We start from the raw sequence: 26,999 nt of genomic DNA, 5'->3' as shown, positions 1-26,999 counted from the left end.
AAAACACTCAAAGGACGAACGCTCTCAACGACTGACAAGCACTCTTCCCAACCGGCGTAACACGTGTTCCAGGCCATCCCACGACTCGGCGCACCAGGCCAACAGCACATGCTGCGGGAAACTGCCCTTGAGCCCGAACAGCTCACCGGGAATGACGGACAAAGGGCTACCCGCCGCCGCGGCCAGAATGGCGTCCATATCGATCGGCCGGTTCAGCCGTGCCCAGATCCCCCACCCTCCATCAGGCCTGGCAAATGCCAGGTGCGCGCCCAGGCGCAGCTCGATTCGACTGCAGAGGTATTCCATTCGGGTCTGCAGATCAAAGCGCAAGGCAGGCAGGCTATCGTCGACCTCCCCTTTTGTGAACGTATGCGCGACCGCTTGCTGGCGCAGCGGGGGTAGCAAAAAGCCGCGTCGGGCGATGGCTTCGTCGACGCCCGGTTGGCGACACAGCAAGTAGGCATAAGGCGCTTCGGCGCCCAGCGTAGCCCCTTGAAGACGCAGGGCAAGCAACAGCGTTTCAAGCAAGGCCTGCACATCCGTGGCCAAGTGCACGTGCCGAGCATTCCAGCAATGGCCAGAAGCACGGGTGTAGCGGGCGGCCAGAACGCTACGCAACAACGCGCCGCTGCCTAAGCGCCACGTTGCCTGCCCACCCTGGCGCGAGAGGCGCCGTTCATGGGCGAGCAAGGTGCGCTCCAGCGTCCGAGGTGATGGCATTGCCGGGATGGATACCGGAGGGGCCAGAGGCGCATGCGCCCCTGTCGAAGCGATCTCCCGCTCGGCAAAATTCACGAAGTACCCAGATTTGGGCACAGAGCGAACCCGGCCTTGGCGCTCCAACAGGCTGTATGCGCACTGTACAGTCGCCAGCGAAACCCGAAGACGCTGGGCCAGGACGCGCAAGGAGGGCAAACGCCCTTGTTCTGCGTAATCGGCCTGGGCAATCAGGGCATCCAGATAGCGATACACGCACTGGTAGGCGAACTCCCCACGTGCCGAACGTCCCATCAGAATGCCGCCTGGCGTACGATCACCGGCACAGAGTCCAGGGGTGGCAGCCACCGCAGCGCTGCATCCCGCCGCGTCAGATTGACCAGCAGACGCCAAGCGGATGGCTCGAGGCAGCCAGCGTAGATCGCCTGCAACTGCATCAGGCTCAACCCACTGACGTCCACCAACCAGTGCTTGATGGTTTCAGGGCAAGGTTTGCCTTGCAGTGCCTTGTGCAGATACGGCAAGGCCACTCGCATGCGCGGATGGCAGGCGTGCACGAAGTCCGCAAGCTTTTTACCTCGCCCGCTGAAGGGGCTGAACAGCAGGCACGCCAGTTGGGCCTCATCGAGCCCCAGAGCCTGCAGGAATGACGCCCTGCCCTGCTGCTGCACACGCAGCCACCAGCTCGCGCGCGCATCTTTCAGGGACAGGTGACCCTCTCGCCATCGGGCCTGTCGCACCAGCAGATGTGCATGCAACCCCGCCAGGTTTTCCACCACGCCGGACGCTGTCCAGGCGCCCAGTGACGTATCGGCTACACCAAGCTCTTTTTGCGGGCCCAGCATCGCGTCCAGGTGATGCGCCTCGCTCGAGGGACAAAGCAAGTCGTCCACCGCCAACATCTGGAGCGGCAATTCACGGTGCATTGCCATCGGCATGTCCAGACACCGTCCCAACGGTGCCCCGACTCGCATATGCAAGCGACTCAACCCTTCGGCCAACGCCGCAGCACATCGAGCCACGTCGCCAAGCCCCTCGAGCTCCCCGGCCAGACGCAGGACACGCCGCCCCCAGGCCATGACACGTCTGCGCTCGCGGTCTGGCAGGGCCGTGACCAAGGCGGTGGCAGCGCCGCTGTGGTCGAGCGCCCCTTGCAAGGCGCCGGCCAGTTGCAGGTGCAGCCGACAGCCCAGCAGGGCCTTGGGGGTCGCCTCGGTGAGGTGCCCGAACATCAGCAAGGCCTGCCGCGAACCCGCCCAGGGCTGCACGGTTTGTGCGTTGCAGGTGCTGAACGACACGACCTTGTCGTCCTCCAGCATGAGCAGCTCTACCCGAGGGTCGTCCTGCATGAACAGCGCGTTGAACAGGCGCTCATGACCCAGCAGCATGTGTGGATCGGATGTGGGTAGGCAGCTCACGATCACCCTCAAGCGGAAGGTCCGGCCGCCACGCATGGCCAGACGCAACTGGGCAGCGCGCAGATTCGCCAGCAGGTGCGCACTGCGACGGTCGCTACCCAGCACCACCAGCAACCGGAGCTCACCAATGTACTGCTCCCCGCCAGCAGCGACCGTCAACCGCTGGATCAACAATTGCAGCGAGGTGTGCTGCCCACGGGGCATTTGATTGCATACGCGGTCCAGTACCTGTTGGTAGATGGACTGCATGGCCTGGTCATGAAGACTGCTCATCCGAACGCTCCCTGTTCTTCATTACGGTGTTCGAACGTAAAGTGCGAAATAAACAGCGGGATTATTCCAACTTTACAGATCTTTCCTACAAAACTTTGGGAGGTACAGAAGTGCACCACCCAAGCAAACTCACTCCGCGTACCGGCGCACACGCGCCAAAGCCTTCCCAAGCCCATCCAACGCTCCTATCAATCGTCCGTACAGGGCCATTATCGAAGGTTGCATTACGAATAAAAGATACAGATCTGGGTAAAAAAACCATTCACCCATGTCCGCTTTAATCGTTAAAAGTTAAGACGCAGTGGCATGACCGCGGGCCAATACCTCACTTACTAATTGTCAACTTTTATCTGTAAGATAACATTCAATGCTGCGTAGGATTTATCTCTAGCTAGACCCAAATAAAAAGCCCGGACCAAAGGCCCGGGCTTTTTATTTGCATGATGACAAGGTTGGATTAACCCATCGTCAAGACGATCCGCCCTCCACAGGGGCATTCATCCATATCGCGATGGGCTTCGACCACATCGGTGAAGGGATAAACCTTGCTGATCTGAGGGGTCAGCAACTGATCGGCGGTGAACTGGTTGATGTCACGCAGGGCGCGTTGCAAGGCAACCTGGTCCTGGGCAATGCCCAGCTCCGGCTTGCCGGTGAAATTGCCGATGCAGTGCACATAGAACTGAATGTTCTTCTGAAACGCCGCACAGGCCGGGAATGGCGTCTGGTTTCCGCCCTGCAGGCCGTACAGCACCAGGCTGCCGCGCGGTGCCAGGACATCTCCAAGCAGCGACATCTGCGGCCCGCCCATGCCGTCCAGGACCATGTCGACGCCGCGGCCATCGGTGTATTTGGCCACCTGCATCAGCAGGTCCTGCTCTTCGGTGACGATCACTTTTTCGGCGCCAAGGCTCAGCAGGTAGTCGCGTTGCTCAGGTTCCTTGGTGGCGGCGAACACCTTCAAACCCAGTGCCTTGCCCAGTTGTACGAAAGCCGGTCCCGCGCAATGGCTGGCGTCAGTGACTAAAGCGGTCTGCCCAGCTTTCGCACGTGCCAGATCGACGTAGGCAAAGTAGGCGATCAGAAGCGGTGTGTAATGCACGCTGGCTTCGATCGGCGTCAGGATGTCGGGGTAACGGGTGATGGCGGTGCGCGGCAGAACGATGACATCGCCATAGACCGGGTGTTCGTTGGCGCTGGTGGCCGGGAAGCTGGCGACCCGATCGCCCACGGCGATGTCCTCGACGCCCTCGCCGACCGCTGTCACTACCCCGGCCATTTCATGGCCGATGCCCGCCGGCAGGCGTGCCTGGGAGGGTGCCAGGTTCTGCCGCCAGAGCACGTCGTACCAACTGACGCCAATGGCCTGGACGCGGATCTGCACCTCGCCCGTCGCAGGGGACGGCTCGGTCTGCTCTTCGCAGCGCAGAACGTCGGCGGCGCCGAACTTGTGGAAACGAATCATGCGGGACATCACATACCTCGCCTTCGTGAATCTCGTATTACCACGGACTTTATCCGGGCTTTTGCCGCAAGACCATCAGTGGCTATTAATAGTTGACATGCCTGTCATCGATTGGGCTCCTGGCAAATCCGTGCATTGGTCCCCGGAAATCGGTGCAGGGTACCAGCCTTTGGCCTTAAGATTCATCCCTGACCTACTTTAGGCCGAGCACTCTTCGATGAACCGTAACGACCTGCGCCGCGTAGACCTGAACCTGCTGATCGTGTTCGAGACACTCATGCACGAGCGCAGCGTGACCCGTGCCGCCGAGAAGCTGTTCCTCGGCCAGCCGGCGATCAGTGCCGCCCTGTCGCGCCTGCGTACCCTCTTCGATGACCCGCTGTTCGTGCGGACCGGGCGCAGCATGGAGCCCTCGGCCAGGGCTCATGAGATCTTCGCCCTGCTCTCGCCGGCGCTGGACTCGATCTCCACGGCCGTCAGCCGCGCCGCCGACTTCGACCCGGCCACCAGCACCTCGGTGTTTCGCATCGGCCTCTCCGACGACGCCGAATTCGCCCTGCTGCCGCTGTTGCTCAAGCGGATCCGCGCCGAAGCGCCGGGCATCGTGTTGGTGGTGCGTCGAGTCAACTACCTGCTGATGCCCACATTGCTCGCCTCCGGCGAAATCTCGGTGGGCGTGAGCTACACCAACGAACTGCCAGCCAACGCAAAGCGCAAGATCCTGCGCCGTAGCCAGCCCAAGCTGCTACGCGCCGACAGCATGCCCGGCAGCCTGAGCCTCGATGATTTCTGCGCACGGCCCCATGCCCTGGTGTCGTTCGCAGGCGATCTGTCCGGCTTCATCGACGAAGCCCTCGAACAGATCGGACGCAAGCGCCATGTGGTCCTGGCCGTGCCGCAGTTCAACGGCCTGGGCAGCCTGCTGGCCGGCACCGACATCGTAGCCACGGTGCCTGACTACACCGCCGACGCACTGACCGCTGCCGGCGGCCTGCGCGCCGAAGACCTGCCCTTGGACGTGCGCACCTTCGAGCTGCACATGGCCTGGCGCGGCGCACAGGACAACGACCCGGCCGAGCGGTGGTTGAGGTCGCGGATACAGATGTTCTTCGGGGATCCTGACAGCCTCTGATCGCCAAGCACGTTAGCGGTGGAGACTTCCACGGTGATGGGCAGGTTCAGGATCATCTTGTTGGTTGGTGACGGTTCGAATACATCGATCACCGCTTCACAGATTTCCAGACCAAAATCGAGCTCGGTGAAGCAAAAGGTTTCAGGCGAATATTGGTAAGTCCAGTGCGTCTGCGGGTTGGCCTGCATCAGCGCCTTGATCTCACCGGGTGCCTGGGTGGCAATCTCGATGCAGCCAGCCCGATCCACGCCGAACACCACATCCCGAAATACGGGAGCAGTGGCGTTATAAACATGCACGATGGCCCGTGGTAGTCGTAGTCGTAGTCGGTTTGTGAAGCGGCCGGGAAACCCACTTCAATCTGTTTGAAACCGACGTTCACCAGCAAGTCGAAGAAACGCCGCTTGCGCTCAGCATTCGTCGGCTCGATCAGTGCCTGGTTACCGTCACGCATATCGACAAAGCGATACCGTCGTCTGGCACCTGCGCAAGATATTCGACAAGTTACCAATGGTAGGTTACTTTCAGTAGCTAACAGCCAGCGGTCACCTATGGTCTCGACAGCCGCTCGCCAATCTGCCGGAGTATCGCCATGCACAGCCTGATCGTCGTCGCCCACCCCAATCCCGATTCCTTGACCCATGCCATTGCCCGGCACGTCGCCCTGGGCATAGCCGCTTCAGACGCGCAGCACACTACTGAATTTGCAGATCTCGCTGCCGAAGGTTTCGATCCGCGTTTCAACCGGGAGGATCAAGCACTCTTCATGAAACAAGCCGCAGCGCCTGCTGACGTGGCCTGTGAGCAAGAGCGACTGGATCGTGCCGATGCCGTGGTCATTGTTTACCCGATCTATTGGTGGTCATTCCCTGCCTTGCTCAAAGGCTGGATTGATCGGGTGTTTTCTATGGGCTGGGCCTACGAGGACAGTGGCAATGGCAAAGTCGTGAAAAAGCTGCAGCGTCTGCAGGTCCACCTGGTTGCCGTTGGCGGCGCCGATGAAGGGACCTTCATTCGACACGGCTACGGGCCTGCGATGAAGACCCAGATCGACCACGGTATTTTCGATTACTGCGGAGCCCGCGTGCACAGCTCCACCTTGCTTCTGGCATCGGATGAGGGTTATCCGCAGGTTCATCTGGAGACTGCGTACAAGATGGGCGCCGGTATGGCAGCTTCCCAGCACTGAACAAGAGTGGGACAATCCGCAGCATGACCTCACCAACTTCCGTGCCTTCGCGCCGACGCCTGCCCCGAGAAGCCCGCACCCGCCAGTTACTGGAGGCCTCCTGGGCGTTGATCGGCGATGAGGGTACGGATGCCCTCACGCTGGGTCGCCTGGCCGATGTGGCAGGCATCACCAAACCTGTGGTTTACGATCACTTCGGAACCCGCAATGGTCTGCTCGCCGCCCTGTACGAAGACTACGACATTCGACAGACAGCCCTTTTCGATGCCGCCGTCGCAACCGCCGAGCCCACTTTGACGGACAAAGCGCGTATCTTCGCCGCTGCCTATGTCGATTGCGTGCTGACACAAGGGCGTGAGATCCAAGGGGTCCTAGCGGCGCTCAGTGGCTCTCCGGAGCTTGCGGCCGTCAAACGCCGATATCAGAAAGCGTTCATCCAAAAATGTGCGGACGTGTTTGCGCCCTTCGCGGGCTCTGCCGGCCTATCGAGCGCCAGTCTGTGGGCGATGCTTGGCGCCGCCGACGCCCTGTCCGATGCTGCGGTAGTGGGAGACATCACTGCAGAGCAGGCAAAGGAAGAGCTGCGCCAGACCATACTGGGCATGGTCAAACGCAGCGGCTGAACTGCGATACACCGTAATCACGCTTACACAGCACCTGACAACTGATGTTCTGCCAACATACCGCTTCCCGCCATGATCCTCTCGTCATAACGTAATAGGCGCCCAGAGTTCATGAGCACCAGTAATGTACTGAGATTATGCAAAAGCGCCGCGATCATTGCCCCTGCCGCGCCCAACCAACCAAAAGCTGCCGCCCCAACGATGACCAAGGTCCAGCCCAGGCCAATCAGCACATTCATCTGGAGTGTACGGCGGCACCGGCGACTAAGACGGATGCAGGTGCCTAGGCGCCGCAGGTCACCGTTTATAAGCACGATATCCGACGCCGCCAGCGCGATATCAGCAGCGCCTGCGCCCATTGCCACCCCCACGACACCTGCTTTGAGAGCCAGCGAGTCATTGATTCCATCCCCGACCACCAAGGGGCGGAAGCCAAGCTGAAGTTCACGGTTGACCTGGCGCATTTTCTCTTCGGGTAGCGCCTGGGCCACTACACGAGTAATGCCTACCTGCGCAGCAATGGATTCGGCCACACGGCTGCGGTCTCCGGTCAGCAACAACTGACGCTCCAGTCCCAGTTCACGCAATTGCTGCATGGCCTCGGCAGACTCTGCCCGCACGTTGTCGGCCAGCAACAGCCAGCCCAGGAATTGTCCATTCTGTGCCAAGCCGACGATGGGACCATCATGTTCAGGGACAGTGGACACCGCTATGCCCAATTCCCTGAACAGCTCCGGTCGCCCCAACGCAGCTTCGCCCTCTGCCGTGCGCGCCAATACCCCAAAGCCTTGGCGTTCATGGACATCCATTAAGGGCAAATGGTGGGCGTGCGGCACCAGCGTCGCCAGAGCCCGGCTGACCGGATGGCTACTGGCCACGCCGAGACTTGCGGCAAGATCGACGACATCGTCTTGCGACACTGCACTCGATGTGACGACGACGCTGCGCAGGCGCAGGTCGCCGTAGGTCAGGGTGCCTGTCTTGTCGATGACCAGCGAAGACAAGTCGGCGAGCTCCTCAAGGAAGGCGGACCCTCGAATCAGGATGCCATGTCGGGCGGCAACGGCAATGCCTGCCACCGCTGTCGCCGGCGCCGACAGGACCAATGCGCACGGGCAGGCAGCCACCAGCACGGCCAACATGGCCTGTGAATCGCTGGTTATGAACCAAGTCGCGGCAGCGATCAGCAGCACCAGTACCATGTAACGTCCAGCATGCCGCTCCAGTAGCCGCGTGATAGGCGGCTTGGCCTGTTCGGCGCGCTGCATCAGGGCGATGACCTTGCCCAAGGTAGAGTCATCGCCGACGCGGGTAATTTCCATCCGCAGCAGACCATCCAGATTGATCGAGCCACCATGGACGTTCATACCGGTCGTCACCTCCTGCGGGATGGATTCACCAGTGATGGGAGCGGTATCGAGGCTCGCTTGCCCCTCAAGGATGCGCCCATCAGCCGGTACTCGGTCACCGGCACGGACCTCGACCAGGTCTCCAGGCTTGAGGCTCGCGTTATCGACCTCATGCACCTGGCCAGCGGCGTCGATCAGGCGCGCATTGCTGCGGGTCAGCTGTCCAAGTGCCGCAATGGCCTCTTGAGAGCCGAGCACGCTGCGCTCTTCGAGGATATGGCCGAAGATCATGATGATCGGCAACAGTGCCGCTGTAGCGAGATCACCGGTCGCCCAGGCACACAACATGGCCAAGCCGATGAGCTGATCGGTGATGCCGTGAAGACTAGGGTGCAGCAGGCTGTACCAAGCCGAACGCAACACCGGAATGGCGACGAGCAGCGAAGCGCCGCCCAGCAGCAACTGACTGACACCCTCTTGGGCCGGAGCTAGCCAGCGCCAGACCAGCCCCAGCCCTAACAGCCCCAACGCCACCATTGCGAGGATCAGCTGACGAGCAGCAGTACGCCGCTCAGCCTGGGACAGCAAGCCCGACGTGAGGTGCGAATGGGCATGGTGATGGTGGCCATGGCAGTGATGAGTACACCTCTTTTTCAGGGAGCAAGTCGCTTGGACTGAACGGCGCCAATCTGGGCAACGCCAACCAGCATGAAAATGACGCAAAGGAAAATCGCGCTGGTCCAGGTGGCTCCCATGCCAAGGCCACCGTATTCGCGTGATTGAGTAAGCAAATCACCTAGCGAGGCACCGAGCGGGCGGGTCAGGACGTAAGCGACCCAAAAGACCAAGACCGTGTTGATGCCCGACCGCCACGCTATCAGGCATCCTGCGATCAGTGCGCCGAAGATCAACGTCCCAACACCAAAACCTAGGCCCAACGCCTCAGTGGCTAAGTCACCACCTGCGGTACCCAGAGCAAAGGTACAAAGTACGGTGCTCCAGTAGAACAACTCGCGTCGCGGGGTAACGATCTGGCGGATAGACAAATTGCGCTCCAGCGCATACCAGACCGCAAAATTGATAACCAGCAGTAACGAGAAGACTGCTGTGCTGGTGTAGAGACTGACATCCAATACGTCGGTCAAGATATCAGTGATCTGGGTACCCAAGATGCTCACCAGGACCACGCTCAACCAATAGATCCAAGGTTCGTAGGCATGCTTGCGCATTTGCAAGACGAGGGCCCCGATCAGCAGCAGCGCCATCACCGCACTGGTGATACCAAGTCCCCAACCTACGTCGACAGCGAGAAAGTCAGCGAAAGTCTCACCGACGGTGGTGGACATGACCTTGATAATCCAGAAGGCAAGTGTCACCTCCGGTACCTTGTTGAGCCAGCGTGTGCTGAGTGTATTCATCGCGTTTGCCTCCTGTTGTCGCGGTGACAGGAAGAGAGGCTACGGATGAAAACTTAGACGGGCCTGAGTACTGAAATGGAAATGTTCCCTGAACGGGATCACTCGATCGCTGCGTCCAACTATTCGTTGCGCGAGCTTGATCAGCCAAGCAAAGGCTGCCACCCACGACGCATTCGCCCCCTAGGGTCTAAATATGTTCGCGCAAAGGCCAGACAAGACGAAACAGGGCGAGCACGCGCAGTGTACTGGGTACATGAGCATTCCGAGCCCGTTTCAACGCAGTATGGGCGAGCGCAGATACATCTGGTACGGAGCCTAGTCAACGCGGTCAGGGCCCGGAGCACGCATCGGCCGGCGCCCTACCCTGCGCCGACAGAGGCACATCGAACACGCGATCGAAGCCCCACTGGAACACCAGCGCATAAAACAAGAAAAACACGAACAACCCCAGATCGGTCACCAATGCGGCCCACCAAGAGATCTGCAGCCACCAGGCGACCAAGGGCACCAACAGCACCACCAGCCCGCCCTCGAACCCCACGGAGTGAAGCAGGCGCCTTCCGACAGTACGCGCCCGGTTCGCCCGGCGGCTCTCCCAGCACTCGAACAGGTAGTTGTACACCACGTTCCAGAGCAAGGCGCTGGCGGACAGCATCAATGACAGCGCACCGGCATGCGCCAAGCCATTCTTGTAGACAAGGGCGATGGCGGGTGACAGAACGGCGACGGCGATGGCTTCATAAAGCACAGCCTGTACGACTTTTCGAAGAGGGCCTTGCATGACGATGCGCCTATGATTGAGCAAGTGCCGGTCACGTTAGCGCCCCATGAAGGCCAGGAAAAATGAGATAAATTGAGCCGGTCCCAATCCAATTCATCCAGGGAGGTGGTGGGTGTTCTCCACGCTTGCGCTCAACGCACTGCGCAGCTTCGAGGCTGCGGCACGCCTAGGCAGTTTCAAGACCGCCGCCGAGGAACTGTCTGTCACCCCGGCGGCCATTTCCCACCAGGTCAAGGCGCTGGAGGCCCGGCTTGGCGCGTTGCTGTTCGAGCGCTCCGGGCAAGGCGTGGCGCTGACCGAGCAGGGCGAGCTGCTGTATCGCCAGGTCCACCAAGCGTTCCTGGATATCAGCCGGAGCCTGGAACACTTCCTGCCGAAAACCAATTCGCTGACCCTCACCCTCACCACGACGCCCGGCCTGGCCGCGAGCTGGCTGATTCCAAGGCTCGGCGCTTTCTATCGTGCTTTCCCGCAGTTGGACATACGGGTCGACACCCGTAACGATCTGGTGGACCTGTTGCGTGACTCCAGCGTCGACGTGGCCATCCGAGCCGTCAGCCGCCCAGATCCAAGGCTGTTCAGCCAGCCGCTGATGAACGAGCGCTTCTCGGTCTATGCCGCGCCGACCGTGCTGGCCCGCCTGGATGAGGATCAGCTCCAACTGATAGACCTGCGCTGGCAGATCCCGCAAGGCGACACGATCAATTGGCAAAGCTGGTGTGCCGCAGCCGGCTGTCCAGACTGGCTGGAACGGGCACGCATGCGTGAGTTCGATGACGAGCACTATGCGCTGGCTGCCGCCATCGCAGGCCATGGTTTGGTGCTGGCAAGCAACGTACTGGTGGCCGACAGCCTCAAGCGAGGTGAACTGATGATCTTCAGGCCCGAAATCAGCCTGCCAGGGCCGCGTTACATGGCGGTATGCGTGCCGGGCCGAGAGCGACAGGTTGAAATGAAAGCCTTGCTGACGTGGTTGGAGGAAGCGGCGGCCGCCACAATGGCGTGAACCCGGTGCACCGGGGTGGTTTATCCACCCCAGTGCAGTTCAAAGGCAATCAGCGGTCTTTGTCCCACTTTTCAGTGTCGCCTTGCGACTGTTGCCCACCCATGCGGTCTTTCTGCGCGGGGTTCTGTTGGTCGGTCGTGTTCTGACCCGACTGCCCGCCCTGGCTGCCCGAATCCCTGGAGCGATCCCAGTCCTTGTTCATCTTGTCCTCAGGCTTGCGGCCGGATTCCTGCCCGCCTTTTTGCTGATTGGGCATCCCTCCTGCCCCCTGGCCACCTTGTTGACCGGCACCGGTCGTTTTGCCGCCTTGGTCGCCACGGTTGTCTTGATTGTTAGCCATGATTGCTTACCTCAAGTCGAACACAGGAAGATCTGTGTTCATTTATGAGTGGCAGGCATCGGCACGGTATGCATTTTTTGCCGCAATTTCGGACCAAACGCCTTAACAACCGCAGGCCCGGCATTTGTGGCTCAAAACGCCACGACCCTCCCAGCCGGCAGCCGGAGGTCGCTACCTGCTGGGTCTCTCGCAGTGCCGATTACGACGCCTTGGGCTTTGAGGCTGTGGAGCAACGCGCTGCCTTGGGATTCGATAACCCCTCGTTCGACACCCGCCCAACCAGCCACCACGGCGAGGTGTTCACGACCGGTGACGGGCTGCTGTTGCAGCGACACCAGCAGCGCGTGGGCCAAGGGCGCAAGCCGCGCGAAGTGGATTTTCTGATCTGCACCGCGTCGCGCCAGCAGCAACGTGGGTTCGACTGGCGCTTCTAGCGGAATGTGGTCGGGGCCGATATGGCTGACCGGCCAGGCATAGGCCAAGGGCATGGCAAGGCTCGATAGCAGCGGCACGCCATCGAGCAGGTCGCCCTCTGGATCATGGGACGGGTCGGCGGCGTCGCTGAGTAACAACACGGTCTCGACCCATTCATAGTGGGCCAGTTCGGCGACCCAGCCCGGCAGGTCGGCGCGGGTTTCCAGGTAATTGACCCACTCCCCTGCCACTTCGGTGAACAACGGCGTCTTGCAGCGGTGGCCGGCATAGAACTCCGCAGTCAGCGACTGCCATTGCGCCTGGGCCAACGTGGCGCTCAGCACAGGGAAGCTGCCAGACAGCAGCGACTGCATATTGCCCAGAAACAGTTGTCGGTAAACCGCCAGACGCCGCGCCTCGATGCCGGGCGGTGCAGGGTTGGCGTGCGGATCGCGAATGAAACGGCTCATGCACAGTTGCTGTTCGCGCAAAGTCTCAGCCATGACGCACCTCCGGCACTTGCGCGGCGGCCTGCAGCGCCCGGATGGCATCCACCTCGCCGAGCAGTTCGCCAAGTGGCGGGAAATTGAAATCGCGCTCCAGCAAGGTCGGCACCACCCCCAGGTACTGGTAGGCGCTGTGCAACAGCTGCCAGACGTCATGCTGCACCGCAGCACCATGGGTATCGATCTTCAGGTCAGGCGCCTCATCGTAATGACCGGCCACATGCAGACAAGCCACCCGCCCGGCCGGTACACGGGCAAGGAAGGCGTCAGCGTCGTAGCCGTGGTTGCAGGCGTTGACGACCAGATTATTGACGTCCAGCAACAGGTCGCAGTCGGCCTCATCCAACACCGCGCACAAGAAATCGATCTCGCTCATCGCCTGGTAAGGCGCCGCGTAGTAGGAAATGTTCTCGACAGCGATGCGTCGGCCGAGGGCATCCTGGACCTCACGGATACGCCCGGCGGTATGGCGCACCGCTTCGTCGGTGAAAGGCATGGGAATCAGGTCGTACAAGTGGCCGTCATCGCTGCAGTAGCTCAGGTGTTCGCTGAACAGCGGGACATCATGCCGATCGAAAAAGGCGCGGATGCGCCGCAGGAACTCATGATCCAGCGGTTCGGGGCCACCAAGGGACAACGAAAGGCCGTGACAGGACAGCGGGAAGCGCTCGGCCAGACGGGCCAGGCTCTCACCGTAGGCGCCGCCGACGCCGATCCAGTTGTCCGGCGCACATTCGAGAAAATCCACCGCACCAACATCCATGTTCAGCAGCTCAGGCAAAAGCGACCGACGCAGGCCGAGCCCGGCACCGTGCAAGGCAAACGAAGTACTCATGGGTGATCTCCTGGGAGTGCTGTTCCCTCCCCGGCCAAGGGCTCGGGGAGGCGATCAGTGAAGGTCAGTTCCTGGCCTGGCTCAACTTGCTGTACAGATCGGAAGGGAATGGCTTGCCGTTGGCGTCGAACTGGTTCTTGCGGAACTGGTACACCTCACCCTCGGAGAGGAAACCATCGTGATTGGCGTCGATGGCATCGAACTCGGCATTGGCCTTGGGCGCTACCGCCAGCAGTTCGGCACGCGAGACACGGCCATCATGGTCGGCGTCGGTACGGGCGAAGGAGGCATCGCCACACTTGCCCTCTCCGCACTTACCTTCGGCCTGGGTTGCCTTGGCCTGGGCGCCATCGGCACCGCACTTGCCCTCGCCGCACTTGCCTTCAGCCTGGGTCGCCTTGGCCTTGGCACCACTGGCACCGCACTTGCCCTCGCCACACTTGCCCTCCCCGGCTTTTTGCGCGGAAGCAAGCTGATAGCCCTGGGGCATTGCGTCCACGGCGAAGGCGGCGGATGTCATGTTGATGCCTCCGACCAGGGCAATGGTGAGCAGGCCGAGGCGGGTCTTGCTAGGGAACTGGGAACGGGACATGGTGATTCTCCGAAATATCTATGCGATTGGCCGCTAGGGCGAACGTGCCTGGGAACGTGGCCTAGGGCCGTTTCGTTCAGGCAGGTTCATTTGGCCTCACGCTTGTATCGCGCACGTATCCGCAGGCAGCGGCATTTGTAAGCGAAGCCGTGCAAGCGGGCGCTTAGATACACAGAGATACATTCAGCCCCGGAGGAAGGCGACCACCCTGGGATTACAGCGCTGCCCACTGCTCGCGGTACTCCAGCAGAAAGTCCACGAAGACCCTGACCCGCTGAGGAATGGAGCGCCCATGGGGATACAGCAAGGTGTAGGGCCGGGAGCGCCCGCCAAAAGCATCGAGAACCTCGACCAGACGACCATCGGCCAGCTGTTGCTCGACAATGAACTTGTAGGTCTGGAACAGCCCCGCACCATGTTGAGCGAGCGTGACGCCGCCCAGGACATCGTCGGAGCAGGCATAGCCACCGTCGGTGAAGATCTCTCGGTCTCGGCCTTGCTCCTGGAACAGCCACGAAATCCGCCGCCCACTGCTGGGCAGCTCGAATTGAATGCACTCGTGCGTGTCCAGATCCTCCAGTACCTGCGGTGTGCCGGCCTTGGCCAGATACGCAGGCGAGGCCACCACGACCAGCTTGGCGTCTTCGAGCAAGCGCGCGACCAGGGTCGAATCCGGCTGGGCCCTGACCCGGATCGCCAGGTCGTACCCCTCCGCCACGAAGTCGATGTTCCGGTTGCCCAGGTGAATCTCCACGGTGACCTGCGGATAGCGCTCGCGAAATAGCGGCAGCAACGGAAGGATGCGGTGATGCCCATAGGTGGTCGGCAAGCTGATACGCAAACGCCCGGACGGCGTCGCCTGAGCGCCCATGACGGTTTGCTGCGCTTCCACCAGTTGACTGAGAGCCTGGCTGCACTGCTCGAAGAAGGTTCGCCCAGCCTCGGTCAGGCGGATACTGCGGGTGGTTCTGGCAAAGAGCCGCGACCCCAGTCGTTTCTCCAGTCGAAGAATCGAGCGGCTGACTGCCGCGGGGGTAACGCCGGCAAGCTGGGCCGCGGCGGTGAAACTACCGGCTTCGGCAGCCAGACAGAACAGTTCGATGCTGCCCAACTGCAAATCGTCGAAATGGCGTTTCATCACAGGTACCGGGTCGGAAGATCCTGAGGCAGATCTTTACCACACCCGGCAACAGAAAAGCATCGTGGCCCCAACGGCTTTACCACCCGTGCGAGCCGGTAAAGCCGCCTTCGGATCAATGGCCTGCGCTCTGGCCACCGTCGACATGCAGGATCTCGCCGGTGACGAAGCCTGCGCCTTCCAGGTACAGGATCGCCTGCACGATATCGTCAATCCCGCCCATGTGACCGACCGGGTGCAGCTTGCCCAGCGCCTCGTGGGTTTCGGCAGCATGCATGGGCGTTCTGATGATGCCTGGAGAGACCGCGTTGACCCGAATGCCGCGCTTGGCATATTCGATCGCCAGGGACCGGGTCGCCGCATTGATCCCGCCCTTGGTCAGGGACGCCAATACCGAAGGCACGCCATCGATCGCATGATCGACCAGGCTGGTGGTGATGCTGACGACATGCCCGCGCCCTTGCTTTTCCATTTCCACCATCGCCTGCTGGGTGATGTAGAAGAAACCGCTCATGTTGGTCGCCACGACCTGCGCGTAATCGGCATGGGTGTAGTGGGTGAACGGCTTGGCGACAAAGATGCCGGCGTTGTTGACCAGGGTGTCTATCCGCCCGAAGCGGGCGATCGCCTCGCCAACGACGCGCTCGGCGGTCTGCGGGTCGGCGATGTCGCCAGCGACAGTCAGGATGCCCGGGTCGCTCGATGGCTGGATAGAGCGGGAGGTGGCGACCACTTGCCAGCCGCGTTCGCGGAAACCTTTGACGACGCCAGCGCCAATGCCTTGGGAGGCGCCGGTGACGATGACGACCTTGCTTGAAGTGCTCATGATGATTCCTCGGTCAAAGCGATAAGTTCGGGAAAAGCGCTTGCGCGAACAGCTCACTGCGCCTGCTGCTTGCGATAGGCCGTCGTGGTCATGCCCGCGTACCCCCAGTTATCCGTGTCGATCTCTTCGATCACGATATGGGTGAGCGCTGGGTCCTTGTTCAGGACACGCTCCATGGTTTGGGTGATCTCTTGGATCACCTGGGCCTTTTGCTGGGGGGTGACGCCGTCGCGAGTGATACGTACGCTGATGAAAGGCATGGTGTGCTCTCCGTTCGCTGCGGTGTCGGAATGACGGGGCAGCGGGTGGAGAAGACTGTAGAAAGTTGCCTTGGATGGATAAATACAGGCCCGAGCACTTCATTTGTGATGCGGTGTATCAAATAGCGCGGGCAAGCAATCGCCCCTTCACGCGCCTTGCCAGGGGTAGCTGATCGGACCGATACCGCCCAGCTCCACGCTAAAGTTGCCCCACCCAATACGACACATCCACCGCGTCGATCTGCTCGGGCCGCAAGAACCGCTGCGCGTATTCCTGGTACACCCCGCTAGTGAGGAACAACCGCAACAGTTGCCCATCGATGTGGTTGTCGCGGGCCATCGTGACCAGGATCTTTACCGACTCGGACAGGGTCTTGGCCGGTTTATACGGCCGATCGGCAGCGGTCAGGGCCTCGAAGACATCGGCAATGGCCATGACCCGCTCAGGAATCCCCAAGTCATCCCTGCCCTGCCGGCGCGGATACCCCGCACCGTCCATCCGCTCATGGTGGCTGCCGGCGATGGCCGACACGCGCTTGAGGTGGCGCGGGAACGGCAGCGAGTCGAGCATGATGATGGTCTGTACGATGTGCTCGTTGATCTTGAAGCGCTCTTCCTCGTTGAGCGTACCGCGCTGGACCGACAGGTTGTACAGCTCACCGGCGTTGCTGGCATGCGTCGGCAGGCGCATGTCGAACCCCCAGATGTTGCGCGGGTCATCCTTGGCCACAGGCGGCTTGCGCGCGCCCCAGGGCATCCGATGATCGTCGCGGTCAGCCAACAGCAGCTCATCGGCCGGCAACGGCACGGGGGGGACACCTGCCAAACGCTCTTCCTCGTCGCGCGAGAGCCCCAGGCGGTTGTCGAAGTGCCGCTGCCAACGCCGCTGGCCGATACGCTGCAGCCGCTCGATGTCCTGCTCCTGCATGAACTCCCCACCGATGTTGGCCTTGGCAACGAAGGCAAACGCTTCCTGCAATTCGGCCTGGGCACGCTCGAGCGTGCGCTGCAGTGGCGGTTGATCCGCGCCACTGGCAAGCCCACGCCAGTAATCGAGCTCGGCATCGCGCCAGAGCACTTCGAAGCGCATGCGTACTTCATGGATGCGGTTGTAGAGGGTTTCCAGCTTGGTCGCCTTGTCCACCACGTATTCGGGGCTGGTGACCTTGCCGCAGTCGTGCAGCCAGGCAGCGACATGAAACTCATAACGCTCGGCGTCGCTCATGGTGAAGTCGGCATAGGGGCCGCTGTCGGCCTGCACGGCTTTGTCCAGCAGCATCTGGGCCAATTGCGGCACCCGCTCGCAATGACCGCCCGTGTAGGGGCTCTTGGCGTCGATGGCATCGGCCAACAACTTGATCATGGCATCGAGCAGGCGTTGCTGGGCCTCGACCAGCTGGCGCGTCTCGATGGCCACGGCCGCGGCGCCGGACAACTCCTCGACAAAGCGTCGAAAGGGCTGCCCCACCCCTTCGCCCGCCTGACCAGCCTCCAGTTGCAGCACCAGGATGCCGAGCAGCGCCTGGCTGCGGTCGTTGAGCACCACCGCCAGGCTGCGCCCGCTCAGGTCGAGGGCATGGGTGACGACTGACGCCAAGTCCTGGTGATCGCCCGGTTGAATCTGCAGCTGCGCTGGATAGGCCTCGCTGCCGCAGCAGGTGGCCAGGCGCAACTGCGCGTGCTCCGCATCGAACAGGTAGACCGCTCCAGCGTGCACGCCAGCGGCATCGACCAGGTGCGCCAACACGCCTTCGAGCATGCGCTCCAGTTGGCTCTCACGGCTGAGCGTGAGGGTGATCGCCTGGAAGCTGCGGATCGTGCCGGACATGCGGCTGAGCACCTGGCTCAGCTCACGCACCTCCGACACCCGTGACCTGACCCCCACCTCGCGGCTGAAATCGAAACCTGCCAGGCCGCGCACCTGCTCGGCCAGCAGGCGCAACGGGCGACCGATACGCTGGCCGAGCAAGCCGCCCAGCACCAGCAGCACGGCCATCAACGCCGCGGTCCAGAGCAACTGCTCGAACAACACCTTGCGCGCCCCCGCCAGCAGCTCATGGGCAGGGACGGCGATCAGCACCTGCAAGTCCTGCCCGGCCAAGGTGGTGAGCGGCACACGCATGCCGTACCAGGCTTCCCCGCCCACCTGGTAACGCTTGGGGCTGTCGCCTTGGGGTAGGTCGGCATACAGCTGCGCAAGGCTGGGAATACCAAGCTCGGTGATGCGCGACAGGCGCACCGTCTCGCCCTCGTGCACGATGACCCGCTTGAGGTCCGGATAGGCCACCACGCTGCCTTGATCGTCGATCACCGCAAGCTCGGTCCCTGCGGTCATGCGCAGGTCCCGGCTTTCACTGGCCAGGTCGTCGACCGAGACATCCATGCCGATCACCGCCTCGCCCTTGATGCTGCGCTGGGCCAGGGTCATGCCGACCTCGCGGGTGGTGAAGAACACATAAGGGCGGGTCAGCACGGTGGTGCTCTGTCCTGAAGCCTCGACGAACCAAGGTCGCGCGCGCGGATCGAACTGGTAGTCCGGCTTGACCTGGGCCTGGAGCAGGTTGAGTTGGCGGTCATAGAAGCGCCATTGGCCTGACATCGCCCCGCCCGCCTGCTGGCTGACGCTCTGCACCAGGAAGGCCGTGCCAGGTGGCGCCGCGAAACGCTCGAGCAACTGTGGGTCCCTAAGCCTGCGCACGAGCAGGAACTCGCCATTGGCGTACCCCACGTAGGCGGCGCTGAGCATCTTGTTGGCGTTCAGGCTCTCTACCAGTTGCGGGAGCCGCTCCAGGCGTTGGGCCAGGTCGCCGGCGAGCGGATCAGCGGCCAGCAACCGCAGACTGCTCTGTACCGGATCGACCAGCCGGCGGGCACGCTCGTCGATCGTCTTGCCCACCTGCTGGGCAGTATCCCCAGCGGCAGCCAGCAGGGTCTGTCGGACTCCGCTGTAGCCCTGCCAGGCCAGGCCTGCGCCCAGCAGCAACATGCCCAGCATGATTGCCAGCGCCACCAGAAGCTGCAAAGAGATGCCACGTCCGGGGGTGTTCATCGCGGCAGACTCCCTGAGCACCTGGCCGCACATACACCGAACACAAGGTCCGCCGACTGGCGAGCGACAACGATCAGCACACAGCCCATCCCAGGTACTCCATGTGTGGCGCTTCCAACAGTGTAATCAGCCAACGCAATCGTGCCGGGGAGATGTGAACACTTGCAGCAGCGACCAGGGCGCTGCGCGCAATACCACCGTCGGCTTGAAGTCCGATTCCAAGCCGCCCGGAAACGACAGCGCCCACGTCGTCACGTGGGCGCTGTCGCCTCGGTTAGTCCTCGCAGGCGGCCAGGAAGGTTGCCGACGGCACGAAGAACAGCCCGCCCGTCACCGCCCGGCTGTAGTCCAGCAGCCGGTCATAGTTGCCTGCCGGCTTGCCGACGAACATGTTCTCGAGCATTTCCTCGATCGGCGCCGGCGAGCGGGCATAGCCGATGAAATAGGTGCCGAACTCCCCTGCGCCGGGACGCCCGAAGGGCATGTTGTCGCGCAGGATCTTCACCTCTTGGCCATTTTTCTCCAAGGTGGTCAGCGAGCTGTGCGAACAGCTGGGTTTTACCGACGCGTCCAGCTCGATGTCCGACAGTTTGGTCCGCCCGATGATGTTTTCCTGCTCCGCCGTGGACAGCCCGTTCCAGCCGGTCATGTCGTGCAGGTACTTCTGCACCAGCACGTAGCTTCCCCCCGCGAACGAGGGGTCTTCGTCGCCGACGAGGGTGAACTTGCCGACCTCGCGGCCAGTGGGGTTCTCGGTGCCGTCGACGAAACCGATGATGCTGCGCATGTCGAAGTACCGGAAACCCTGGACCTCGTCGACCACCGTCACGGCGCCCTCCAGGCGCTTCATGACCTGCGCGGCCAATTCAAAGCACAGGTCCATCTGTTCGGCGCGGATGTGCAGCAGAATGTCCCCTGCAGTGGCTAGCGCAACGCGATCGCCACTGCCGAATTCGCGGAACGGATGCAACGACGCCGGGCGCGGTGCCCCGAACAGCGTCTCCCACACGCCAGCGCCGAAGCCGACCACGCAGGAAAGATTGCCTGATGGCACACGCTTGCCGACTGACCGAACCAGGCCGGCGAGGTCGCCACAGAGCGCACGGACGCTGTCACGGCTGCCATCTGCGGGCTTGAGCGTAGCCACGATGAAGATGGCGCTGCGGGTAATCGGGGTATCGACAGCTTGGGGCTCGATCTCGGAAATGTTCATGTTCACGGGTTTCGCCTTGTTGACAGTCAGAAATCATGAGCCCTTGCCGGTGCACCAGGCAGCCGACGCTAGGCTCGGTTAAAGGGTATAGCACACTGCAAACCCACGAACGGGCCGTCTACCCCACTCCTTCCAGGTCATCGACAACGCTTATCAAGTGATCCACTTAAATAATTGGACTGCTTCAATTTGTCTCAGCTAATTTCCGTCGCCCTGATGCCGCGCCGGATGCCCCGCGTTCTCGCCATTGTTCAAATCCACCTCTTGCACCTGCCAGATCGGACCGACCTCCATCGCCGGCGAAGGCGCGTGACCGCAAGAGTGTGCCCGGTCGCATATCGTTAACTGAGCCACTGAGATGCCTGTGAATACCCCCGCGCAAATTGCCGGACTCGTCATCGAGACCGGTTACAAAAAAGCCCATCTGCCAACCCTCTCAACTTTGATTCTGGGCTTTCTGGCCGGAGCATTCATTTCGCTGGGGTTCCTGCTGGCGATCCATGTCAGCACCCTGATCCCGGTTCAATGGGCTTCGCTGGGCAACCTGCTCGGCGCTGCGGTGTTTCCCATAGGCCTGATCCTGGTGATCCTCGCCGGAGGCGAACTCCTGACCGGCAACATGATGACCCTGCCCATGGCCCTGTTCGCCAAGCGGATTCAACTGGCCGCGGTGGCGCGCAACTGGTTGCTGGTCACCCTGGCCAATCTGCTGGGTGCACTGTTTGTCGCCTACTGCTTCGGCCACCTGCTGGGTCTGTCACAGGGCGCGTATCTGGCAAAGACCTTGGCGGCGGCAAACGCCAAGGTGAATGCTGATTTTCTCCATGGGTTCATTTCAGGCATCGGCTGCAACTGGCTGGTGTGCCTGGCGGTGTGGTTGTCCTACGCCAGCAAGGATGTCAGCGGCAAGATCCTGGGGATCTGGTTCCCGATCATGGCTTTTGTCGCCATCGGCTTTCAGCATGTGGTTGCCAACATGTTCCTGATTCCCGCAGCCATTTTCGCGGGCTACCTGAGCTGGGCTCAGTTTGCGCAGAACATCGGCGCCGTTTTCCTGGGCAACGCAGTGGGGGGTGCATTCTTTGTGGGCCTGGCGTACTACCTCTCGTACGGGCCCGTCCTCGCAGAAACCGCCGACCAGCAGCCGGCGCCCTGAATCTGCTTTACCCTCCCGCCAGATCGCCAAGGGCACGCGCCTGCTCCACTGGAGAGGCGCAGTAATTTGGCTCTAAGGCGGGAGGCGTCCAGCCCGTCCCGGGGGAACTCAGTGATAGGCATCCCCCGCTTTGACCTTGCCGCGGAACACGTGGTAGCTCCAGAACGTGTAGGCCAGGATGATCGGAATGATGAACAGCGCGCCCATCAAGGCAAACAGCTGGCTTGTCAACGGCGCGGCGGCCTGCCAGAGGTTGATCGACGGCGGCACGATGTTCGGCCAGATGCTGATCGCAAGCCCCAGGTAGCCGAGGAACACCAAGGCCACCACGCCCATGAACGGCAAGTGCGAATGGCGCTTGCGCAGGGTCTTCTGGATCACCACCACCGCCACCACGGCCAATCCGGCAATCAGTGCAGAGCGGATCCAGTGGCTGCCGGCGAACCAGCGCTGGGCAATGTCGGCGTGCAGCCAGGCCGTCCAGGCACAGATCACCACGATCACCATCGCCAGCAGGTACAGCAGCGGACGGCTGTAATGACGCATGCGCGACTCCAGCATGCCGTCGGTCTTGATCAGCAGCCAGGTGCTACCCAGCAACGCGTAGGCCAGGATCAAACCCACGCCGCAGAACAGCGGGAACGGCGCCAGCCAGTCCAGCGCGCTGCCGGCGAACTGGCGGTTCTCCACGGGGATACCCGAAATATAGGTGCCGATGGCAACGCCCTGGAAGAACGTGGCCAGCACCGAGCCGCCGATGAACGCCTTGTCCCAGAGGTGGCGCTTACGCGGGTGCGCCTTGAAGCGGAACTCGAACGCGACGCCGCGGAAGATCAGCCCGGCCAGTACCAGCACCAGCGGCAGGTACAGCGCCTCGAGAATCACCGAGTACGCCAGCGGGAATGCGCCATACAGCGCCGCGGCCCCCAGCACCGCCCAGGTTTCATTGCCATCCCAGACCGGCGCGACGGTGTTCATCATCACATCGCGCTCGCTGGAGTCGCTGATCAGGGGAAACAGGATCCCCAGGCCTAGGTCGAAGCCGTCCATGATCACGTACATCATCAGGCCGAAGGCGATGATCACGCCCCAGATGACGGACAAGTCGATACCTTGAATTGCCATGCTTGCGCTCCCCTATCAATCCGCTACCGACAGCGGACGACGCGCTGTCGCAAGTTGGCCCGGTTGCTCAGGCGATACGTGCCCCTCATGTGCTTTCGGCCCTTTGCGTACCAGACGCATCATGTAGCCGATACCCACCGTGAACACCGAGAAGTAGATCAGGACGAACAGCGCCAGGGTGATGCTCATCTGGGTAGCGCTGTGATTGGACGCCGCCTGCGTGGTGCGCAACATGCCGTAGACCACCCACGGCTGACGGCCGACCTCGGTGGTGAACCACCCGGCGAGCAAGGCGATCAGGCCGGAAGGCCCCATGAGCAAGGCGAACCACAGGAAGAGTCGGTTGCGGTACAGGGCGCCGCCTCGGCGCAACACCAGTGCCAGCAGCGCACAGGCCAGCATCAACATGCCCAGTCCAGCCATGACCCGAAAGCTCCAGAAGATGATCGTGGAGTTGGGTCGGTCCTCTTTGGCAAAGCTCTTGAGCGCCGGAATCTGCTTGTCCAGGCTGTGGGTCAGGATCAGGCTGCCCAGGTAAGGCACCTCCAGGCTGTAGCGGGTCCTTTCGGCGTCCATGTCCGGCAGGCCGAACAACACCAGTGGCGAGGCCTCGCCCGGGATGTTTTCCCAGTGACCTTCGATGGCTGCGATCTTGGCCGGCTGATGTTCCAAGGTATTGAGCCCGTGGGCATCGCCCACCACGACCTGCACAGGCGTGGCCACCAGGATCATCCACATGGCCATCGACAGCATCTTGCGCACCTGTGGCGTATCGCGGCCACGCAGCAGGTGCCAGGCGGCCGAGGCACCCACGAACAGCGCAGTCGAGAGGAATGCGGCCAACGCCATGTGCGCCAGGCGGTACGGGAACGACGGGTTGAAGACGATCTTGAACCAGTCCATCGGCACGACACGGCCATCGATGATCTCGATACCTTGCGGTGTCTGCATCCAGCTGTTGGACGAGAGAATCCAGAACATCGAGATGAGCGTGCCGATGGCCACCATGATGGTGGCGAAGAAGTGCAGCTTGCGCCCTACCCGGTCCCAGCCGAACAACATCACACCCAGGAAGCCCGCTTCCAGGAAGAACGCCGTCAGCACCTCGTAGGTGAGCAACGGCCCGGTCACACTGCCGGCGAAGTCGGAAAAGCGCGCCCAGTTGGTGCCGAACTCGTAGGCCATGACCAGGCCCGAGACCACGCCCATGCCGAAGTTGACGGCGAAGATCTTCGACCAGAAGTGATAAAGGTCCTTGTAGACCGCGTTGCTGGTCTTCAGCCAGCAGCCTTCGAGCACCGCCAGAAAGCTTGCCAGGCCAATGGTGATGGCGGGAAAGATGATGTGAAACGAGACCGTGAAGGCGAACTGAATCCGCGCCAGGTCCAACGCACCTAGATTCGACATGACAATATCCTTGCAGGCCGCCGACCGTTACCGACCAGGGCCTGTGCACAGGGGAACGTGAGGGTTATTCGGCAACGGTGTGGATCAGGTTGTCCGGCCGTGCCTTTTCCAGCCTGATGGCGACGAATTTCGACGTCGGCGTGTAGGTCCGGTCGCCGTAGCTTTCCAGGGGCACCAGCGGGTTGGTTTCCGGGTAGTACGCTGCGGCCTGGCCTTCAGGCAGGTCGTAGGGCACCAACTGAAAGCCCGATACACGCCGCTCACGGCCGTCTTCCCAGAGCGACACCATGTCCACATGCTCGCCGGGCTCAAAGCCCAGGCGGCGAATGTCAGCCTCGTTGACGAACACCACCTCGCGCAGGCCGAACACGCCCCGGTAGCGGTCGTCCAGGCCGTACAGGGTGGTGTTGTACTGATCGTGCGAACGCAGGGTCTGCAGAATCAGATCGGGCCGCTCGCCGCGTTCGAGCACGGTCTCGTTGACCAGGTGCACCGGCAGCTCGCTGGGCGTGAACTGGGCCTTGCCGGTGGCGGTGTTCCATTCGCGCTCGGCCGCCGCGTTGCCCAGATGGAAACCGCCCGGTTGCTGCAGCCGGGCATTGAAATCTTGGAAGCCCGCAATGGTGTCGGCGATCAGGTCGCGGATGCGGGCATAGTCACCAATCACCCATTCCCAATCGATCGGATGATTGCCCAGGGTCGCCTTGGCCATGCCGGCAATGATTGCCGGCTCCGAGCGCAGGTGCGGCGAGCGGGGTTTGAGCTGGCCGTGGGAGATGTGCACCATGCTGAAGGTGTCCTCGACCGTGATGCCTTGCGGGCCTTCGGCCTGCAGGTCGATCTCGGTGCGGCCCAGGCACGGCAGGATCAGTGCATCGCGGCCAGTCACCAGGTGCGAGCGGTTGAGCTTGGTGGCGATGTGCACCGTCAGTTCGCAATTGCGCAGCGCCGCGTGGGTACGCGGAGTGTCTGGCGTGGCTTGGGCGAAGTTACCGCCCAAGGCGATGAACACCTTGGCACGTTTCTCTTCCATGGCCTTGATGGCGAGTACCGCGTTGTGCCCATGCTCACGCGGCACCTCGAACTGGAAGCGCCACTGCAGCGCATCGAGCAGTCGCGCCGGCGGCTGTTCGTCGATACCCATGGTGCGGTCACCCTGCACGTTGCTGTGACCGCGCACCGGCGAGAGGCCCGCGCCGGGCTTGCCGACGTTGCCGCGCAGCAGTTGCAGGTTGATGATCTCCTGCACGGTCGGGACCGAGTGGCGGTGCTGGGTCACGCCCATGGCCCAGCACATGATCACCCGCTCGGCCTTGCGGTACATGCGCGCGGCCAGCTCGATCTCGGCCAGGCTCAGGCCGGACTGCTCGACGATATGTTCCCAGGACGTGGCATCCAGGACTGCCAGGTAGGCGTCCACACCCGAGGTGTGCGCCTTGATGAAGGCGTGGTCGAACACCGCCGGCTCGCCTTTGCCCTGGGCCTCGCGTTCCCACTGCAGCAGGAACTTGGCGATGCCACGCATGGCCGCCATGTCGCCGCCCAACGCCGGGCGGAAGTACGCGGTATTGGTCGGCTCCGAGCCGTTGCTGAGCATTTCGAACGGATGCTGCGGATGCTGGAAACGCTCCAGGCCACGCTCCTTGAGGGGATTGAAGCAGATCACCTGGGCACCACGCTTGACCGCCTCGCGCAGTGGTTCGAGCATGCGCGGGTGGTTGGTGCCGGGGTTCTGCCCGATGACGAAGATCGCGTCAGCTTCTTCCAAGTCGTTGAATACCACGGTGCCCTTGCCCACACCGAGGGATTCGCCCATGCCCACGCCACTGGCTTCGTGGCACATGTTCGAGCAATCCGGGAAGTTGTTGGTACCGAAGGCCCGCACGAACAGCTGGTACAGGTACGCCGCCTCGTTGCTGGCCCGCCCTGAGGTATAGAACTCGGCCTGATTGGGCGACTCGAGCGCCTGCAGGTGCTGTGCGATGAGCGCGAAGGCGTCGTCCCAGGAGGTTTCCACGTAATGGTCGGTGGCCGCGTCGTAACGCATGGGGTGGGTCAGTCGGCCCTGGTACTCAAGCCAATAGTCGCTCTGCTCGGCCAGGGCGCTGACGCTGTACTTGGCGAAGAACGCCGGATCCACCGAACGCCCGGTGGCTTCCCAGTTGACCGCCTTGGCGCCGTTCTCACAGAACTTGACCATGTCGCTTTCCGGCGACTCGCCCCAGGCACAACCGGGGCAGTCGAAACCGCTGTTCTGGTTGGTCTTGAGCATCATGCGCAGGTTCTTGAAGGCATTCTCGCTGCCCAGCCAGGCTTTGGTCACGCTCTTGAGCGCGCCCCACCCGGCGGCCGGGCCGTTGTAACTTCTGATATGTTCTTCTTCGCTCATCGGGGTACCCTTTGATTGATACTCGGCGGGAGATCGAATTGAAGCGCTCACGTTCAACTTACGTACAGAAGTTGAACAACACACTTCAAACTTTGACAGCGGCAGACTATTTTTGCCGCCACCCTCCGTCAAATCAAAAGTAATGACGACATGATCAGGTTTATCTATCACTGCCGCCAGGTCTTTATCCCCGCGAACGTTCAGGGCGTGATCGACGCTATTGATCAAGTATTAATAAAAAACAATCACACACCCGAAATAGTTACCCCAGTTGAGGAGCCCCATTAATTCAGGTGTAATTGCGGGCCCATTCGCCACCTGTGCAAGCGGGTTTATCGAGGCGTTGAACCGCCGCGAACACCGGCGCAGCCGGTGCCA

General features: G+C 61.8%; 23 protein-coding genes and 1 pseudogene. 5 read left to right on the top strand and 19 right to left on the bottom strand.

Features of this window, described 5'->3' with window-relative positions; genetic code table 11:
* Nucleotides 1–24: 24 nt before the first annotated feature.
* The 3 genes from ABOA88_RS00730 to ABOA88_RS00720 form a co-directional block, all read right to left on the bottom strand.
* Nucleotides 25–1,011, bottom strand: coding sequence for a GntR family transcriptional regulator (locus ABOA88_RS00730; RefSeq protein WP_367850752.1), 987 nt, complete (start codon nucleotides 1,009–1,011; stop codon nucleotides 25–27).
* Nucleotides 1,011–2,408: a hypothetical protein gene (locus tag ABOA88_RS00725; protein ID WP_367850751.1), complete on the bottom strand. Its 1,398-nt coding sequence runs from the start codon at nucleotides 2,406–2,408 to the stop codon at nucleotides 1,011–1,013. Before ABOA88_RS00725 ends, ABOA88_RS00730 begins: the two co-directional genes overlap by 1 nt.
* Nucleotides 2,409–2,865: 457 nt before the next feature.
* Complete coding sequence (locus tag ABOA88_RS00720) at nucleotides 2,866–3,882, bottom strand: zinc-dependent alcohol dehydrogenase family protein (RefSeq protein WP_196168256.1); 1,017 nt, start codon at nucleotides 3,880–3,882, stop codon at nucleotides 2,866–2,868.
* Between the two features lie 208 nt (nucleotides 3,883–4,090).
* Between ABOA88_RS00720 and ABOA88_RS00715 the strand changes: the two genes are divergently transcribed.
* On the top strand, nucleotides 4,091–5,005 hold the full coding sequence (locus ABOA88_RS00715; protein ID WP_043211831.1) for a LysR family transcriptional regulator: 915 nt from the start codon (nucleotides 4,091–4,093) through the stop codon (nucleotides 5,003–5,005).
* Here ABOA88_RS00715 and ABOA88_RS00710 read toward each other — a convergent pair.
* Nucleotides 5,002–5,516 (bottom strand): annotated as a pseudogene (locus ABOA88_RS00710) (2-isopropylmalate synthase); the annotation flags it as partial. The gene ABOA88_RS00715 and the pseudogene ABOA88_RS00710 overlap by 4 nt on opposite strands.
* Before the next feature lie 81 nt (nucleotides 5,517–5,597).
* Between ABOA88_RS00710 and ABOA88_RS00705 the strand changes: the two are divergent.
* Together ABOA88_RS00705 and ABOA88_RS00700 are read left to right on the top strand one after the other, a co-directional pair.
* Nucleotides 5,598–6,194 (top strand): NAD(P)H-dependent oxidoreductase, encoded by a 597-nt coding sequence (locus ABOA88_RS00705; protein WP_196168255.1) that lies wholly within the window; start codon nucleotides 5,598–5,600, stop codon nucleotides 6,192–6,194.
* Nucleotides 6,195–6,217: 23 nt separating this feature from the next.
* Nucleotides 6,218–6,817 carry a TetR/AcrR family transcriptional regulator gene (locus ABOA88_RS00700; RefSeq protein ID WP_043211827.1) on the top strand — a complete coding sequence of 200 codons (600 nt, stop codon included), beginning with the start codon at nucleotides 6,218–6,220 and terminating at the stop codon, nucleotides 6,815–6,817.
* A gap of 23 nt (nucleotides 6,818–6,840) precedes the next feature.
* Here the strand turns inward: ABOA88_RS00700 and ABOA88_RS00695 are convergent, their stop codons facing one another.
* The 3 genes from ABOA88_RS00695 to ABOA88_RS00685 form a co-directional block, all read right to left on the bottom strand.
* Nucleotides 6,841–8,823 carry a heavy metal translocating P-type ATPase gene (locus ABOA88_RS00695; protein WP_437437075.1) on the bottom strand — a complete coding sequence of 661 codons (1,983 nt, stop codon included), beginning with the start codon at nucleotides 8,821–8,823 and terminating at the stop codon, nucleotides 6,841–6,843.
* On the bottom strand, nucleotides 8,820–9,584 hold the full coding sequence (locus ABOA88_RS00690) for a COG4705 family protein (RefSeq protein ID WP_367850749.1): 765 nt from the start codon (nucleotides 9,582–9,584) through the stop codon (nucleotides 8,820–8,822). The genes ABOA88_RS00695 and ABOA88_RS00690 overlap by 4 nt, the downstream gene beginning before the upstream one ends.
* A 328-nt stretch (nucleotides 9,585–9,912) precedes the next feature.
* Nucleotides 9,913–10,365 carry a PACE efflux transporter gene (locus ABOA88_RS00685; RefSeq protein WP_367850748.1) on the bottom strand — a complete coding sequence of 151 codons (453 nt, stop codon included), beginning with the start codon at nucleotides 10,363–10,365 and terminating at the stop codon, nucleotides 9,913–9,915.
* A gap of 112 nt (nucleotides 10,366–10,477) precedes the next feature.
* Between ABOA88_RS00685 and ABOA88_RS00680 the strand changes: the two genes are divergently transcribed.
* Complete coding sequence (locus ABOA88_RS00680; RefSeq protein ID WP_367850747.1) at nucleotides 10,478–11,371, top strand: LysR substrate-binding domain-containing protein; 894 nt, start codon at nucleotides 10,478–10,480, stop codon at nucleotides 11,369–11,371.
* Nucleotides 11,372–11,420: 49 nt separating this feature from the next.
* Here the strand turns inward: ABOA88_RS00680 and ABOA88_RS00675 are convergent, their stop codons facing one another.
* The 9 genes from ABOA88_RS00675 to ABOA88_RS00635 form a co-directional block, all read right to left on the bottom strand.
* The gene (locus ABOA88_RS00675; protein WP_070574542.1) at nucleotides 11,421–11,711 is read right to left on the bottom strand and encodes a hypothetical protein; all 291 of its coding nucleotides are present in this window, start codon (nucleotides 11,709–11,711) and stop codon (nucleotides 11,421–11,423) included.
* A gap of 131 nt (nucleotides 11,712–11,842) precedes the next feature.
* Nucleotides 11,843–12,628 carry an HvfC family RiPP maturation protein gene (locus ABOA88_RS00670; protein WP_196168239.1) on the bottom strand — a complete coding sequence of 262 codons (786 nt, stop codon included), beginning with the start codon at nucleotides 12,626–12,628 and terminating at the stop codon, nucleotides 11,843–11,845.
* Nucleotides 12,621–13,466 carry an HvfB family MNIO-type RiPP peptide maturase gene (locus ABOA88_RS00665; protein WP_367850746.1) on the bottom strand — a complete coding sequence of 282 codons (846 nt, stop codon included), beginning with the start codon at nucleotides 13,464–13,466 and terminating at the stop codon, nucleotides 12,621–12,623. Before ABOA88_RS00665 ends, ABOA88_RS00670 begins: the two co-directional genes overlap by 8 nt.
* A gap of 64 nt (nucleotides 13,467–13,530) precedes the next feature.
* Nucleotides 13,531–14,058 (bottom strand): HvfA family oxazolone/thioamide-modified RiPP metallophore, encoded by a 528-nt coding sequence (locus ABOA88_RS00660; RefSeq protein WP_367850745.1) that lies wholly within the window; start codon nucleotides 14,056–14,058, stop codon nucleotides 13,531–13,533.
* Nucleotides 14,059–14,272: 214 nt separating this feature from the next.
* A complete protein-coding gene (locus ABOA88_RS00655) occupies nucleotides 14,273–15,196 on the bottom strand; it encodes a LysR family transcriptional regulator (RefSeq protein ID WP_196168236.1) in 924 nt (307 codons plus the stop codon).
* Between the two features lie 115 nt (nucleotides 15,197–15,311).
* Complete coding sequence (locus ABOA88_RS00650) at nucleotides 15,312–16,022, bottom strand: SDR family NAD(P)-dependent oxidoreductase (protein WP_367850744.1); 711 nt, start codon at nucleotides 16,020–16,022, stop codon at nucleotides 15,312–15,314.
* A 53-nt stretch (nucleotides 16,023–16,075) separates the two neighbouring features.
* Entirely contained in the window at nucleotides 16,076–16,282 is a 207-nt protein-coding gene (locus ABOA88_RS00645) for a tautomerase family protein (RefSeq protein ID WP_070574555.1), read from the bottom strand.
* Nucleotides 16,283–16,481: 199 nt separating this feature from the next.
* Nucleotides 16,482–19,331, bottom strand: a complete 2,850-nt coding sequence (locus ABOA88_RS00640) for an HD domain-containing phosphohydrolase (protein WP_367850743.1) — start codon at nucleotides 19,329–19,331, stop codon at nucleotides 16,482–16,484.
* A 274-nt stretch (nucleotides 19,332–19,605) separates the two neighbouring features.
* The gene (locus ABOA88_RS00635) at nucleotides 19,606–20,544 is read right to left on the bottom strand and encodes a Dyp-type peroxidase (protein WP_196168482.1); all 939 of its coding nucleotides are present in this window, start codon (nucleotides 20,542–20,544) and stop codon (nucleotides 19,606–19,608) included.
* A gap of 358 nt (nucleotides 20,545–20,902) precedes the next feature.
* On the opposite strand from ABOA88_RS00635, the gene ABOA88_RS00630 reads away from it, so the two are divergent.
* Nucleotides 20,903–21,700 carry a formate/nitrite transporter family protein gene (locus tag ABOA88_RS00630; protein ID WP_196168233.1) on the top strand — a complete coding sequence of 266 codons (798 nt, stop codon included), beginning with the start codon at nucleotides 20,903–20,905 and terminating at the stop codon, nucleotides 21,698–21,700.
* A 108-nt stretch (nucleotides 21,701–21,808) separates the two neighbouring features.
* Here ABOA88_RS00630 and cydB read toward each other — a convergent pair whose 3' ends face one another.
* From cydB to ABOA88_RS00615, 3 genes are all read right to left on the bottom strand, one after another.
* Complete coding sequence (gene cydB / locus ABOA88_RS00625) at nucleotides 21,809–22,825, bottom strand: cytochrome d ubiquinol oxidase subunit II (protein WP_367850742.1); 1,017 nt, start codon at nucleotides 22,823–22,825, stop codon at nucleotides 21,809–21,811.
* Between the two features lie 15 nt (nucleotides 22,826–22,840).
* Nucleotides 22,841–24,232, bottom strand: coding sequence for a cytochrome ubiquinol oxidase subunit I (locus tag ABOA88_RS00620; protein ID WP_196168231.1), 1,392 nt, complete (start codon nucleotides 24,230–24,232; stop codon nucleotides 22,841–22,843).
* Nucleotides 24,233–24,296: 64 nt separating this feature from the next.
* The gene (locus ABOA88_RS00615) at nucleotides 24,297–26,621 is read right to left on the bottom strand and encodes an FdhF/YdeP family oxidoreductase (RefSeq protein WP_196168230.1); all 2,325 of its coding nucleotides are present in this window, start codon (nucleotides 26,619–26,621) and stop codon (nucleotides 24,297–24,299) included.
* Between the last annotated feature and the right edge of the window lie 378 nt (nucleotides 26,622–26,999).

Origin of the sequence: Pseudomonas sp. PKS (assembly GCF_051913525.1) — a bacterium.
Lineage (GTDB): Bacteria > Pseudomonadota > Gammaproteobacteria > Pseudomonadales > Pseudomonadaceae > Aquipseudomonas > Aquipseudomonas guariconensis_D.
The sequence above is the reverse complement of the archived record's forward strand: the minus strand, read 5'-3'. Positions and strand labels throughout refer to the sequence as shown.

What these genes read in the sequence shown, in the direction of transcription:
- ABOA88_RS00730 (WP_367850752.1), bottom strand. Translation starts at nt 1,011, where the DNA reads ATGGGACGTTCGGCACGTGGGGAGTTCGCCTACCAGTGCGTGTATCGC.
- ABOA88_RS00725 (WP_367850751.1), bottom strand. Translation starts at nt 2,408, where the DNA reads ATGAGCAGTCTTCATGACCAGGCCATGCAGTCCATCTACCAACAGGTA.
- ABOA88_RS00720 (WP_196168256.1), bottom strand. Translation starts at nt 3,882, where the DNA reads ATGTCCCGCATGATTCGTTTCCACAAGTTCGGCGCCGCCGACGTTCTG.
- ABOA88_RS00715 (WP_043211831.1), top strand. Translation starts at nt 4,091, where the DNA reads ATGAACCGTAACGACCTGCGCCGCGTAGACCTGAACCTGCTGATCGTG.
- ABOA88_RS00705 (WP_196168255.1), top strand. Translation starts at nt 5,598, where the DNA reads ATGCACAGCCTGATCGTCGTCGCCCACCCCAATCCCGATTCCTTGACC.
- ABOA88_RS00700 (WP_043211827.1), top strand. Translation starts at nt 6,218, where the DNA reads ATGACCTCACCAACTTCCGTGCCTTCGCGCCGACGCCTGCCCCGAGAA.
- ABOA88_RS00690 (WP_367850749.1), bottom strand. Translation starts at nt 9,584, where the DNA reads ATGAATACACTCAGCACACGCTGGCTCAACAAGGTACCGGAGGTGACA.
- ABOA88_RS00685 (WP_367850748.1), bottom strand. Translation starts at nt 10,365, where the DNA reads ATGCAAGGCCCTCTTCGAAAAGTCGTACAGGCTGTGCTTTATGAAGCC.
- ABOA88_RS00675 (WP_070574542.1), bottom strand. Translation starts at nt 11,711, where the DNA reads ATGGCTAACAATCAAGACAACCGTGGCGACCAAGGCGGCAAAACGACC.
- ABOA88_RS00670 (WP_196168239.1), bottom strand. Translation starts at nt 12,628, where the DNA reads ATGGCTGAGACTTTGCGCGAACAGCAACTGTGCATGAGCCGTTTCATT.
- ABOA88_RS00665 (WP_367850746.1), bottom strand. Translation starts at nt 13,466, where the DNA reads ATGAGTACTTCGTTTGCCTTGCACGGTGCCGGGCTCGGCCTGCGTCGG.
- ABOA88_RS00660 (WP_367850745.1), bottom strand. Translation starts at nt 14,058, where the DNA reads ATGTCCCGTTCCCAGTTCCCTAGCAAGACCCGCCTCGGCCTGCTCACC.
- ABOA88_RS00655 (WP_196168236.1), bottom strand. Translation starts at nt 15,196, where the DNA reads ATGAAACGCCATTTCGACGATTTGCAGTTGGGCAGCATCGAACTGTTC.
- ABOA88_RS00650 (WP_367850744.1), bottom strand. Translation starts at nt 16,022, where the DNA reads ATGAGCACTTCAAGCAAGGTCGTCATCGTCACCGGCGCCTCCCAAGGC.
- ABOA88_RS00645 (WP_070574555.1), bottom strand. Translation starts at nt 16,282, where the DNA reads ATGCCTTTCATCAGCGTACGTATCACTCGCGACGGCGTCACCCCCCAG.
- ABOA88_RS00640 (WP_367850743.1), bottom strand. Translation starts at nt 19,331, where the DNA reads ATGAACACCCCCGGACGTGGCATCTCTTTGCAGCTTCTGGTGGCGCTG.
- ABOA88_RS00635 (WP_196168482.1), bottom strand. Translation starts at nt 20,544, where the DNA reads ATGAACATTTCCGAGATCGAGCCCCAAGCTGTCGATACCCCGATTACC.
- ABOA88_RS00630 (WP_196168233.1), top strand. Translation starts at nt 20,903, where the DNA reads ATGCCTGTGAATACCCCCGCGCAAATTGCCGGACTCGTCATCGAGACC.
- cydB (WP_367850742.1), bottom strand. Translation starts at nt 22,825, where the DNA reads ATGGCAATTCAAGGTATCGACTTGTCCGTCATCTGGGGCGTGATCATC.
- ABOA88_RS00620 (WP_196168231.1), bottom strand. Translation starts at nt 24,232, where the DNA reads ATGTCGAATCTAGGTGCGTTGGACCTGGCGCGGATTCAGTTCGCCTTC.
- ABOA88_RS00615 (WP_196168230.1), bottom strand. Translation starts at nt 26,621, where the DNA reads ATGAGCGAAGAAGAACATATCAGAAGTTACAACGGCCCGGCCGCCGGG.